Origin of the sequence: Nocardia puris, assembly GCF_036051655.1 — a bacterium.
Lineage (GTDB): Bacteria > Actinomycetota > Actinomycetes > Mycobacteriales > Mycobacteriaceae > Nocardia > Nocardia puris.
Map to the genome: position 1 here is coordinate 4,468,123 of NZ_CP107943.1, position 12,443 is coordinate 4,480,565.

The following is a 12,443-nucleotide window of genomic DNA, read 5'->3' on the forward strand; positions in this document are numbered from 1 at the left end:
CGATCAAGTCGGTGCCGGACGAACTGTTCCAGCGCGTCACCGGCAAACCGGAACGCCAACTCCCCGACGCGCTGTTCGGCAGCGCGCCGCCGGCCAACCCCGCCCCCGCGGCCAAAGGGCCGAAGGGCTCCAAGGGTGAGGAGCCGCTGCGGACGGTTCCCGACGAACTGTTCAAGCAGGTGACTGCGCGGCCGGAACGCCAGCTGCCCGACGCGCTGTTCGGCGGCCCACCCCCGAAGGCCGCCGATCGTTCGACAGGCGACTCCGCCGAACCCGGCGACGAGGAGGTTGCGGTATCGGAGTCCGCGGCGCCGGATGCGGTGCGGGAGTCGGGTGCCGGAGCGGAATCCGTTGCGGGGCAGGGCTCGGAGAGGGACGTCGAGTCGGATACCGCCGAGCCCGGCGGTGTCGTTGCTGACGTCGAGTCGGGTGTAGTGGGTGACTCCGCCGAATCCGAGTCGGATTCGGTGGTGGCTGAGGCCGCCGCCGTACCTCCGGGCGTCGTTGCTGACGTCGCGTCGGGTGCAGTGGGTGACTTGGCTGGGGCCGAGCCGGATTCGGTGGCGGCTGTGGGCGATCCGGCTGGAGCTGGGTCGTTTTCGGGGGCGGCTGCGGGCAACCTGGCCGAATCCGAGCTGAATTCGGCAGCTCCTGTGGGCAGTCTGGCTGGAGCCGAGTCCGGCTCGGTGGCGGCGGCGGATGACCTGGCTGAGGCCGGGCCGGATTCGCTGGGAGCTGTGGGTGGCCTGGCTGGAGCCGCGTCCGGTTCGGTGGCCGCTGTAGGCGAACGCGCAGCGGTCGAGCCGGATTTGCGCACGGATGTCAGCGAGCTCGACGGCGCGGAGCCGGACGCGCTCTCGAATACCGCCACCGGACGCGAGTCGGCTCCGGGCGCTTCCGACGGGCCGGAGTCCGCGGCGACTGCGGACGGTCTCGGCGAGGCGGAGTCCGACCCGATCGGAGCGGCGAAGCAGACGTCCGATTCCGAAGCGGGAGCGGATGTTACGTCCCCCGCCTCCGGTGCGAGCCGTGCGCTCGAGGGGACCGGTTCGGTCAGGCCGGCGATCGACACCGCTGCGGACGCAGTCCTGACCGCGACCGCCGCCACGCTCGCCGCGGCCGAGTCGGGTCCGACCGTGGCCGCCGCAGATGATCTCGCGCGAACCGAGCCGGGTTCGGCGGGTCCCGAGCCCGACGATGTCGGCACGGCGAATCCGGTGGTCGTCGCCTCGGCGGCCGGTGCGCTCGCCGTTGCCGAGAAGGTGGAAGCACCTGTAGTGCAGGGTGGTTCGGAGGTGGCTGTGGCTGCCGAGGCCGCGCTCGCGCCGGTCGCCGAACCGCGTCAGAAGCCGGTGCTGCTGGTGATCGCGGACTCCCTGGCCTACTTCGGCCCGAAGGGTGGGCTGCCCGCCGATGATCCGAGGATCTGGCCGAACCTCGTGGCCGCCGAACTGGATTGGGACGTGGAGCTGATCGGCCGGATCGGCTGGACGTGCCGTGACGGGTACTGGGCGCTGATCGGTGATCCGCGCGTGTGGGCCGCCGTCCCGAAGGCGAGCGCCGTGGTGTTCGCGGTCGGCGGTATGGACACGTTGCCGTCGCCGCTGCCCACCGCGCTGCGCGAGCTCATCCGCTACGTGCGCCCGCCGGCGATGCGGCGCGGGGTTCGCGCGGCCTACAACTGGTTGCAGCCCAAGCTTTCCCGGCTCGGCCGTCCGGTCGCGCTGCCGCCCAAGGTCAGCGTCGGCTACCTCGAACAGTCCCGCGAAGCGCTCGCCCACCTGCGGCCCGACCTGCCGTTCGTGGCGGTGCTGCCCTCGGTGCACAACTGCGCGGCCTACGGTCGCGTGCACTCCGGGCGTCCGCGCGCGGTGAAGGCGCTGCTCGCGTGGTCGCAGCGCAGCGGCGTGCCGCTGGTCGACCTCGGCGAGGCGGTCCGCGACGACATCCACTCGGGCGAGGCCAATCCCGACGGCATCCACTGGGGCTGGGCCGGGCACGCCGCCGTCGCGGCGGCGATGACCAAGACCTTGCGGGAGGTCGGGTAGTCCGTGGCCGTCGTGGTCGTCACCGATTCGTCCGCCAGCCTGCCCACCGAGTACGTCGCCGAGCTGGGCATCGACGTCGTGCCGCTGCACGTGCTGGTGGGCGACCGCGCCGTGCGCGAAGGTGTCGAACCCGTCGAGATCGACTACGCCGCGGACACTGTGACGACCTCCGCCGCCTCGCCCGGCGAGCTGCGCGAGGTGTACGAGGCAGCGCTGGAGCGCAGCGGCGGTGACGGCGTTGTCGCCGTGCATCTTTCGCGAAGTCTGTCGGCCACCTGGGAGGCGGGCCGCCAAGCCGTGCGCGATATGGACGCCGCCGACCGGGTGCGGCTGGTCGACTCCCTCGGTGCCGGCCTGGCCACGGGGTTGCCGACGCTCGCCGCGGCACGTCGCGCGAGAACCGGTGCGGCCCTGGACATCGTGTACGACGCCGCGGTGGCCGCGAGCAGTCGCGCGCGCACCTTCTTCCTGGTCAACCGCACCGAACAGTTGCGGCGCGGCGGGCGGTTGAGCACGGCGGCCACGTTTTTCGGCAGTGAACTGGTGACCAAACCACTGCTGCAGATCGTGGAGGGCCGCCTCGAACTGCGCGAGAAAGCCCGCACCCGTTCCAAGGCGTACGCGAAGCTGGTCGCGGCGGCGGTGGACGCGGCGGGCGAGGACGGCGCGGCCGTGGCGGTACAGCACCTCGACGCGGCCGAGGCCGCCGAGACGCTGGCCGGGCAACTGCGCGAACTCATTCCGGGGATCCGCGAACTCGTCGTGGCCGAATTCGGGCCGGTGCTCGGCGTGCACCTGGGACTCGGCGCGGTGGGGGTGCTCGTGGTACCCGGCGGATGCGGGGAGTGATCTCGATGATCCCAAACCGTGCCGTCGCGGAGTACTCCGGTTAGCCTGCGCGATATGACCAGTGCGACTCCGCCCACCCGGCCGCCGCTGATCGTCAGCGCCGTGGACTGGGAGCACCCCGACGCGGTGACCTTGCGCGGCGAGATGGCGGCCGAGGTGGGCCCCCGCTACGCCGACCTGGTGGCTTCCGGTCGCACGGCCGCGAACTCCGTCGATCCGCAGACCGTGCACCGGACGTTCGTGGTGTACTCCGGTGAACCCGCCGGTCACGCCGCCGTCCGCTGGAACGAGGGCGAACTCGAGGTCAAGCGGATGTTCGTGCGCCCCGCCTACCGTGGCTCGGGTGCGGCGACGGCGCTGCTCACCGCCGCCGAGGACGTCGCCCGGGAACTGGGCCTGCCCCGGCTGATCCTGCAGACCGGCCACCTCCAGCCCGATGCCGTGCGGTTCTACGAACGCAGCGGATACCACCGCATCCCGATCTTCGCTCCGTATCACGTGCTGCCCCTCTCGAAGTGCTACGCCAAGCAACTCCAGTAAACGCGGCACCGGTCACGCGGTCGCCCGTGTGAACGTGAGTTGTCCACAGGGACAGCGGTTTCCACAGGACCGGGGAAAGGCCTGGTCACGCGAGCGCGTAGGTAGTCCGGCCTGCCTACCGTGCTTCTCATGGCACGACAAGACGAACGCGAGCGCATCCGCCACCGCCTGGGCGCCCTGACCGCCCGTGTCGACGCGAGCAAACGCGCGGGCGACCCGAGCGCCCCGCCGGCCCTCACCCACCCGCATGGAGCGGTGACGCGCGTCGGTGTGTCGGCCGCGCGCCGCCGGACAGGCGCGGGAGGAATCGGACTCTCCGGCGTACAGCCCGGCCACACGGCCCGTGGGATGGGGAACTCCGTGCCGGGACTCGCCCGACCTCCGGACGTCGCGAGTTCAGAGGGCGAATCCTCCTCCGGCAACTGGGATCTCGAGTCCTTGGCTCCTGACGCGGCACGTCCCGAAAGTGCCGCCACGCCTGGTGAATCCGCGCTTGCTGCCGCGGCGCAGGAGCGGGCTGAGGCCAGCGGAGTCGGCGGGCATGCGCGGGGGCGTTCGGCGGACACGTGGGTGGGGACCGATGAAGTGGATGGGTTCGGTCGGCAGTGGGATTCGAGCCAGGGCAGGGCGAGGTCTCCGGAGGCGGGAGTCGATGTGCGGGAGGCACCGGTGCCGGGGTGGCTGGCCGGGGAGGGTGAGCGATTCGGGTGGGTGGATCGGCTTGTGCCCGAAAGGTTTCGCGGAATGCGGGTCGATCCCGGGCGGCGCGGTGTGGTGGCGCTGGCCGGGGTCGGGCTGCTGGCGGTGATCGTCGCGATGGTGGTGGTGTTGCGGGAACAGCCGGTCGCGCAACCGGTTCCGCCGTTGCCCGCCGTCAGCAGTAGTGCGACGAGTGCCGCGCCGGCGCAGGCTCCGGCCGCTCCCGTGACAGGCGGGGAGCAGGACGAACTCGTCGTGAGCGTGGTCGGACTGGTGCACCGAGGGGGACTGGTGCGGCTCCCGCCGGGTGCGCGGGTCGCCGACGCCCTCACGGCCGCGGGCGGTGCGCGCGACGGTGCCGACCTCACGGGCCTCAACCTCGCCCAGCGACTCAACGACGGTGACCAGATCCTCGTCGGCCCCGCTCAGGGTGACGGTACGCCCCGCCTCGGCAGTGCGACCATCAGCGGCCCCGGTGCCACGCCCCCGAGTGCGGGGTCCACGCCGGCCGGCCGTGTCGACCTCAACACGGCCACCGAATCCCAGCTCGACGCCCTCCCCGGCGTCGGCCCGGTGACCGCCGCCGCCATCATCACCTGGCGTACGACCAACGGACGGTTCACCAGCGTCGACCAACTGGCCGAGGTCGACGGCATCGGGCCCACCCGCCTCGCCCGCCTCCGCGACCTGGTGACGGTATGAGCGGGCGAAGTCGCAGCGTGGCGACCAGAGGCAGTGACGTCCGGCTTCGCAGCACTCGGGCGGTCGCCTCGTCGCACCCCATCGGCCGACTGCCTGTGAACCTTCCGGGAGCGGCGGGTGCCCGGGGAATGTCGTACTGCCAAGTGGCGCAGAGCCATCCCGGTGGGGCTGATTCGAATGAACGTGGCGTGTCCGGCCACGAGGAGCCGGTGATTTTTGGAACGAGGGCTCCGGCGCCGAGGACGGCGCACCGCGCGGCGACGTCGAGGCTCGCGGTGTCGGGAGCTCTCGGCGATATCGGCGAGCGCGCCGTGTACCGCCACCTCGATGGGGCCGAGGTCGTTGTGGATGCGTGGTCGTTGGCCACGTCTTGTCTCGGCCGAGCGTCGCGGTTCGGAGCGGGCGCCGATGCGGGTGTGGTCGGTGGCGGGGAGTGGGTGGATCGCGATGCGTGGCTGTCTCTGGTCTTTTGGGGGATCTTGTCCGGACGAGTGCCACCGTGTGGTGCGGAGTGGGGTTGATGTGAGCGGGGGTGGCGGGGTTGGTGAGGAGGAGCGCGCGGTTCTGGACGCACGTCTTTTGCCCGCGGCGTTGAGCTGCTGGGGCGTGACGATCGCGGTGCTGGTGGGCGGATGGTGGTACGGGGTGGTGCTCGCGGTTGTTCTCGGGGGAGCGGTGGGCGTGTCGGTCAGTCTGGGGCACAGGTGTTTTCGCGGGACTCCCAGGTGGGGCGGAGTTGCCGTGACCGTGGTGGCGGCGATGGCGCTGGGGACGGGCTTCGCGGTGGCGGCGGCGTGGCGGGAGCACAGCGCGGCCACCCATCCGTTGCGCGATGAGATGGGCAAGTCGGTGTCGGTGGTGGTGACACCGACAAATGACCCGAAACCGCTGGGCGACAGTGGCTTTGGAGGTGAGCGACGGTGGTTGGTGAAGGCGGCGCTGCACCACTTCCGCACGGGAGCGCAGACCGTGACGGCGGGCGGATCCGTTGTCGTCCTGGCTTCCGGGGCAGACTGGGATCGGATCGCGCCCGGACAGCGTGTGAAATTCCGTGCCCGCGTGGACTATCCGTGGAATCGCGATCTGACCGTCGCGACCTTGAGGTCGCACGGTGCGCCCGAACGGATGGGTTCCCCGCCGTGGTGGCAGCGCGGCGCTTCGGCCGTGCGATCCGACTTCGAGACCGCGTCCGTCGCGGCGTTGCCGGCGGATCAGGCGGGGATGGTGCGAGCCCTCGTTGTGGGTGACACCTCCGGCATCTCCGATTCCGTGCGAACGGATTTCGAGGCGTCCGGCTTGCAGCATCTCACCGCGGTCAGCGGCGCGAACTTCACTATTCTGCTCGCGGTCGTGCTGTTCGGGGTGCGCAGGGTCGCGCTGGGCCCGCGCGCGACGGCGATCATCGCGGCGGGTGCGCTGCTCATGTTCGTGGTGGTGGCGCGGCCCGACCCGAGCGTGTTGCGCGCGGCGGCGATGGGGTCGATCACGCTGCTGGCGTTGGCATCCGGGCGGCGCAGGCAGGCATTGCCGGCACTGTGCGCGGCGGTCATCGGGCTGCTGTTGCTCTGGCCCGCGCTGGCCGTGAGCGCCGGATTCGCGCTCTCCGTGCTCGCCACGGGTGCGCTGATCCTCATCGCGCCAGGCTGGGCGGACTGGCTCCGGGCCCGTGGGTGGTGGCGGCTACCGGCGGAGATCGTCGCGGTGTCGGCGGCCGCGTTCCTGGTCACGATCCCGATCGTCATCGTGATCGCGGGCCGCGTCAGCGTCGTGGCGATACTCGCGAATGTCCTTGTGACACCGGTGGTCGCACCCATCACGGTGATCGGCGCCCTCGGCGCGGTGTGCTCCTGCCTGTGGATGCCGCTCGCCGTCCTGGCCCTGCGCTGCGCGAGTCCACCGCTGTGGTGGTTGCTCGAGGTGGCCGAGCGCACCGCCAGCCTGCCGGGTGCGACGGTGTCGGTGCCGGGTGGCGTGCCCGGCGGACTCGTCGCGGGCGTGATCGTCCTCGCCGTGATCCCGGCGCTGCGCAACAGCCGCTTCCGCCGCCTCACCGCCACCCTGCTCGCGCTCTACGCAACCCTTCTGATCCCACTGCACCTCTGGCAGACCGGAATGCCGCGACTGAGCGGAACGCCCCCACCGTTCGGCCCCGGCACACACGTGCCGATCGCGGTCGACACCAGCGCCCGTAGCGCTTCCCATGCGGCGCGCTCAGCTTCCGGAGTCCGAGTGGGGGACCTCACCTCAGGTTGCGTACGCGTACCGACCTACGGGCCCGGCCCGCCGTGGCATCCGACTGATCGAATGCGGACATCGCCCGCCTGCCCGCTCGGTGGGCGCCGTGCATGAACTCGGAGGACGTAGTGCGTGAAGGAGGCCGCAGTGTGTGGGAACGCCTCCGCCCTTGCGGTGGAGAGTCGAGGACGGCGTGCGGGAAGGGGTGTCGGTGGGGGATCGTAGGATCGGGCGGGTGAGCGGACGGCCTGCGGCGGTGCACCTGGTACTGGGTGAGGAAGAGCTGTTGATGGAGCGCGCGATCGCGGGGATCACCGCGGCCGTGCGTGCCGACGCGCCGGACCCGGACGCCGTGCCGGTGGATCGGATGCGGGCCGGGGACGCGAGCACCGCCGAACTGGCGGAGCTGCTCAGTCCTTCGCTGTTCGCCGAGGACCGGGTGATCATCCTGGAATCGGCGGCCGAAGCGGGCAAAGAGGCGGTGAGCGTGATCACGCAGGCGGCGGCCGACCCGCCCGACGGCGTGGTGCTGGTGGTGCTGCACTCCGGCGGCGGGCGGGCCAAGGCACTCGCGCCCGCGCTGCAGAAGGCGGGCGCGCAGGTGCACGAGTGCGCGAAACTCACGAAGGCCTCCGAGCGGGTCGAGTTCGTCCGCGGCGAGTTCCGTACCGCGGGCGTCAGGGTGCCGGCCGACGTGGTGCAGGTGGTGCTGGAATCGGTCGGCTCCGATCTGCGCGAACTGGCCGCCGCGTGTTCGCAGCTGATCGCCGACACCGGCGGCAAGATCGATGTGGCCGCCGTGCGCCAGTACTACTCGGGCCGCGCGGAGGTCTCCGGATTCGACGTCGCCGAACTGGCTGTCGGCGGCGACCGGCCCGGCGCCATGGAGGCGCTGCGCTGGGCCCTCGATACCGGTGTTCCGCACGTGCTGCTCGCCGACGCGCTCGCCGACTCCGTGCACACCATCGCGCGCGTCGGATCGGCTGGCCGCGGCGACCCGTTCAAACTCGCCCAGCAGTTGGGTATGCCGCCGTGGAAGGTGAAGAAGGCGCAGGCGCAGGCGCGCGGTTGGACCGGCGTCACCATCGGGTCCGCGATGCAGGTCGTCGCCACCCTCAACGCCGACGTCAAAGGCGGCGCCGCCGACTCCGGATACGCGCTGGAGCACGCGCTGATGCGGATTCTGGACCTGCACGGCGCGGGCTGATCGAGATCCCTGTCACAGCGGCGAACCATCAGCAAATGGATTCGTGCCAGACTTGATCTGGACATGGATGAACCGACAACACCGATCCCCCGGATCGAGGAACAGAGCCCCGGTCCACGCCGGCACGGGGCGCATCGACGCGGCGTGCGCAAGCGGGGCCACCTCGGCCGGAAACTGGTCAAGGTCGCCGCGGCGGGACTGTCCGCGCTCGTGCTCGCGGGCACCGCGGCGGGGTGGGCCGCCGAGACCGGATTCGACGACGGCTTCGGCCGTTCCAATGCCTTGGGTGATGACGCGCCCCGCTCCCTCGACGGTTCACTCAACGTCCTGCTGATCGGGCTCGACACGCGAAAAGACCAGGACGGCAAGGATCTTCCCGACGACGTCCTCGACAAGCTGCACGCCGGCGACGGTGACCAGGGCGGCTACAACGCCAACACGCTGATCCTGGTGCACATCCCGGCCGACCTGAAGAAGATCACCGCGGTCTCCATTCCGCGCGACAATTACGTCGCGGTCTCCGGGATCCCGGGCTACACGCACGTCAAGATCAAGGAAGCGTACGGCCTCAAAAAGGCTGTCGTACAAGACGAACTCATGGCCAAGGGCGTCACCGATCAGGCGGTGCTCGAACGCGAGGGTCGCGAGGCGGGCCGCGCGTCCATCGTGCAGACCGTCCGGAACCTCACGGGGGTGCCGATCGACCGGTTCGCCGAGGTGACGCTCGGCGGTTTCTACGATCTGGCCAAGGCGCTCAACGGAGTCGAGGTCTGCCTGCGTCAACCCGCGCGGGATCTCGAGTACTCCGGCGCCGACTTCCCGGCGGGCCGTCAGCGCCTCGATCCCGCGCAGTCGCTGGCGTTCGTGCGGCAGCGGCACAATCTGGAGAACGGCGATCTGGATCGCACCCGCCGCCAGCAGGCATTCCTCACCTCGGTCGCCAAGGATCTGCGCGCCGCCGGCACCTTCACCGATTTCGGCAAGCTCAACTCGCTGATGGATGTGGCGCACCGCAATATCGTGCTGTCCGACGGGTGGGACGTCACCGACTTCCTGCGCACCGTCGGCGGCGCGGACAGCCCCGCCGTGGAGTTCCGCACGTTGCCCGTACTGCGCTACGACGTGGTGAACGGCCAGGACGTGAACATCGTGGACCCGGCCGCCATCCGGCGCGAAGTGCGGGCCGCCTTCGGCGAATCCGAACCCAGCGCGCCGGTCACGCCGACCCGGCCGGTCGACGTGCGCAACGCGGGCGCGCGAACCGGTTATGCCGCAACGGTTTCCGAAGCCCTCGTCGACAAGGGGCACCCGAAAGGGTTGGTGGGCAACAACTACGCGGGTACTTCGACCTCCGCCGTGTACTACGGCCCCGGCGGTGAATCGGAGGCCGCGCGCCTCGCCGACACCCTCGGCGGGCTCCCGACCGTCCTCACCGGCGTCGTCCCGCCCGACCGCCTCCGCGTCGTCCTCGGCTACGACTTCACCCTGCCCACCACCCTCACCGGCACCACGACCACCACAACCCCCACCCCCACCACCACCCCGTGGGGAACCAGCGCCCTCCCCACCCCCGACGTGGGCAAACCCTTCGACACCACCCTCGGCGGCGACATCCCCTGCGTGAACTGACCCGCCACCACACGACGCCTCAGCACGGGCACACAGTGCCGCGACGCCTCAGCACCGGCACACAGTGCCGCGGAGAACAGGCCGCACCGGGGCCCACTCCCGGCCGCCGGCCTACACGGCGGTCGAGGCCATCCCCGAGGCAGTCCCGGCCGCGGCCATGGCGAACGGAAAGCGGTCGACTTCCGAACAAAGCCGCTCGTCGTCGGGATGAACACCCCCGCCTTCATCGAGGCCGTTCGCCGCCGCCGAGCACGCTCCCAGAAATGGCGCTGGGTCCACCTCGTCGGCCGCCGGCAGTGCGGAGATGTCTCCAGCGCATGCCAGGTCCTCGTCCGCATGCCCGTCATCCCCGTGATGACGAGTGCGATCTCGTCCGGCGCCTTGCGGTCTAGTGGGCGACAACAAAACTCGCGCGTCGCCCGAACTGCGCCGCCGATTCCCAGTGGGCGATCTCCCTACACCCGCTCTTCGATCTTCAACTCCCCGTCCACCACGCTTCTCGTGAGGGGGCGGCGGAGGAAGTCGTGGGGGAAGCCGAGGTCTATGGCGGAAGCGGATTCGAGGCGGGTGAGGTGGGTGGGGTCGAACTCGAGGTCGAGGGCGCCGAGGTTGTCTTCCAGTTGGGCGGTGGTGCGGGCGCCGATGATAGGGGAGGTGACGCCGGAACGGGTGAGGGTCCAGGCTAGGGCCACCTGGGCCGGGGTGCGGCCGAGGTCGTCGCCGACCTCGCGCACGACGTCGGCGATGTCGAGGCCGCGTTCGGTGAGGGCACCACTGGCGGCGGCGACGTTCTTGCGGGTGCCCGCGGCGGAGGCTTCGACCGCCTCACCGAGGTCGGCGCGGGTGTACTTGCCGGTGAGCACGCCGCTGCCCAGCGGCGACCACGGGATCACGCCGAGCCCGAGTTCCCGGCCCATCGGGATCAGATCCCGCTCCACGGTGCGTTCGAGCAGGCTGTACTCGATCTGCAACGCGATCAGCGGCGACCAGCCGCGCAGATCGGCGATGGTCTGCATGCGCGCGACCTGCCAGGCGGGCGCGTCGGAGATGCCGACGTAGAGCACCTTGCCCGCGCGCACCAGATCGTCCATGGCGCGCAGGATCTCCTCCACCGGGGTGCGGGCGTCCCACGCGTGCAGGTAGAGCAGGTCGATGTAGTCGGTGTTCAGCCTGCGCAGGCTCTCCTCCACCGAGCCGACCATGCTCTTGCGGTGGTTGCCGCCGGAGTTGGGATCGGCCGGGCGGCGCAGCATCGTGTATTTGGTGGCCAGCACCAGGCTTTCGCGGTGGTCGGCGGTGAATTCGCCGAGCAGCCGCTCGGAGGTGCCGTCGGTATACCGGCTGGCGGTGTCGAGGAAGTTGCCGCCGCGCTCGACGTAGGTGTCGAAGATCTTGCGCGCCTCGTCGCGGTCGGCGCCCCAGCCCCAGTCCGCGCCGAAGGTCATGGTGCCCAGCGCGAGCGGCGAGACCCGCAGGCCGGAGCGGCCGAGCAGGCGGTAGGTGTCGAGGGTGCGGGATGCGGACATGTCCGGCTCCTTGTGCGTTCGATGGAGACACCGAGTCTGGAGCGCGGGGGAGCGGCCGGTAAGGGAAGGAATTTCCTGGGACCCCAGTTCCTACCCTCGCGACCGTACGATCGGAGGCGATGACCGGGACAGTGAATGTGACAGAGGAACTGGCGGCGTTCCTGCGCGCTCGCCGCGCGCGCCTCCACCCCGCCGACCTCGGCCTGCCGCACCGCAAGGCGCGCCGCACGCCGGGCCTGCGTCGCGAGGAAGTGGCCGAACTGGCCGGAGTGAGCACCGACTACATCGTGCGGCTGGAACAGGGACGCGGTCTGCGTCCCTCCGCGGAGGTGCTGGAGGCGCTCTCGCGGGCACTGCGGCTCACGCCCGACGAGCGGTCCTACCTGTTCGACCTGGCCCGTCAGCGCCCACCGGACAACTCGGCGGCGCACACGGTCCCGGCCGACGAGATCGATCCGTCGCTGACCATGCTGGTGCACGATCTTTCGCCGCTACCGGCCATGCTGGTGGACCACCGCTTCGACATCCTCGCGTGGAACCGGGAGATGGCGGGCCTCATCACCGATTTCGGCGCGGTCCCGCCGCGCCGGCGCAACTCGATGTGGCTGTGCCTGCTGGAACCGCGCCTGGCCGGCCTGTATCTGGACCGGCAGCGCATCATCCGGGAAGGCGTCGCCGATCTGCGCGCCGCCTGGGCGAACCACCCGGAGGACGCGCAGCTGGCCCGGCTCATCGCCGACTTCCGGGAACGCAGCCCCGAATTCGCCGCCGCGTGGAACAGCCACGACGTGAAGGTGCAGGGGCGCGGCGTGAAGCGCCTGCACCACCCCGTGGTGGGCCCGGTGTCGGTGCGCTACGAGGCGCTGACGCCGATCCAGGATCCCGGGCAACGCGTGATCATCTACCGTGCCGCGGACCCGGAATCCCAGGCGGCCCTGGACCGCCTGGCCGAGGGCGCCACCCTCGTCCCGCGCCACTGAGCTTGCCCTCCACGGCGGTGAACCCCCG

Annotated in this window: 9 protein-coding genes; 8 read left to right on the forward strand and 1 reads right to left on the reverse strand. The window is 70.9% G+C overall.

Going from position 1 to position 12,443, the window contains the following annotated elements; all coding sequences use genetic code 11:
• Positions 1-1,295 precede the first annotated feature (1,295 nt).
• From octT to OHB21_RS20655, 7 genes are all read left to right on the forward strand, one after another.
• Positions 1,296-2,048, forward strand: a complete 753-nt coding sequence (octT, locus tag OHB21_RS20625) for a diglucosylglycerate octanoyltransferase (RefSeq protein WP_407675254.1) — start codon at positions 1,296-1,298, stop codon at positions 2,046-2,048.
• A 3-nt stretch (positions 2,049-2,051) separates the two neighbouring features.
• Positions 2,052-2,897 (forward strand): DegV family protein, encoded by an 846-nt coding sequence (locus OHB21_RS20630; RefSeq protein WP_067511624.1) that lies wholly within the window; start codon positions 2,052-2,054, stop codon positions 2,895-2,897.
• Between the two features lie 54 nt (positions 2,898-2,951).
• Positions 2,952-3,437, forward strand: coding sequence for a GNAT family N-acetyltransferase (locus tag OHB21_RS20635; RefSeq protein ID WP_195125784.1), 486 nt, complete (start codon positions 2,952-2,954; stop codon positions 3,435-3,437).
• Between the two features lie 585 nt (positions 3,438-4,022).
• Positions 4,023-4,838 carry a helix-hairpin-helix domain-containing protein gene (locus tag OHB21_RS20640; RefSeq protein ID WP_407675255.1) on the forward strand — a complete coding sequence of 272 codons (816 nt, stop codon included), beginning with the start codon at positions 4,023-4,025 and terminating at the stop codon, positions 4,836-4,838.
• A gap of 741 nt (positions 4,839-5,579) precedes the next feature.
• Positions 5,580-7,187, forward strand: a complete 1,608-nt coding sequence (locus tag OHB21_RS20645) for a ComEC/Rec2 family competence protein (RefSeq protein ID WP_195125783.1) — start codon at positions 5,580-5,582, stop codon at positions 7,185-7,187.
• A 121-nt stretch (positions 7,188-7,308) separates the two neighbouring features.
• Entirely contained in the window at positions 7,309-8,280 is a 972-nt protein-coding gene (holA, locus tag OHB21_RS20650) for a DNA polymerase III subunit delta (protein ID WP_195125782.1), read from the forward strand.
• 63 nt (positions 8,281-8,343) lie between these two features.
• Positions 8,344-9,909: an LCP family protein gene (locus OHB21_RS20655; protein WP_084537952.1), complete on the forward strand. Its 1,566-nt coding sequence runs from the start codon at positions 8,344-8,346 to the stop codon at positions 9,907-9,909.
• Between the two features lie 455 nt (positions 9,910-10,364).
• On the opposite strand, the gene OHB21_RS20660 is transcribed toward OHB21_RS20655, so the two are convergent.
• On the reverse strand, positions 10,365-11,435 hold the full coding sequence (locus OHB21_RS20660; RefSeq protein WP_067511636.1) for an aldo/keto reductase: 1,071 nt from the start codon (positions 11,433-11,435) through the stop codon (positions 10,365-10,367).
• 119 nt (positions 11,436-11,554) lie between these two features.
• Between OHB21_RS20660 and OHB21_RS20665 the strand changes: the two genes are divergently transcribed.
• Complete coding sequence (locus OHB21_RS20665; protein WP_067511638.1) at positions 11,555-12,415, forward strand: helix-turn-helix domain-containing protein; 861 nt, start codon at positions 11,555-11,557, stop codon at positions 12,413-12,415.
• The last annotated feature ends 28 nt before the right edge of the window (positions 12,416-12,443 follow it).

Coding starts and splice junctions, on each gene's coding strand:
- OHB21_RS20635 (WP_195125784.1), top strand. CDS start 2,952: ATGACCAGTGCGACTCCGCCCACCCGGCCGCCGCTGATCGTCAGCGCC.
- OHB21_RS20655 (WP_084537952.1), top strand. CDS start 8,344: ATGGATGAACCGACAACACCGATCCCCCGGATCGAGGAACAGAGCCCC.
- OHB21_RS20660 (WP_067511636.1), bottom strand. CDS start 11,435: ATGTCCGCATCCCGCACCCTCGACACCTACCGCCTGCTCGGCCGCTCC.
- OHB21_RS20665 (WP_067511638.1), top strand. CDS start 11,555: ATGACCGGGACAGTGAATGTGACAGAGGAACTGGCGGCGTTCCTGCGC.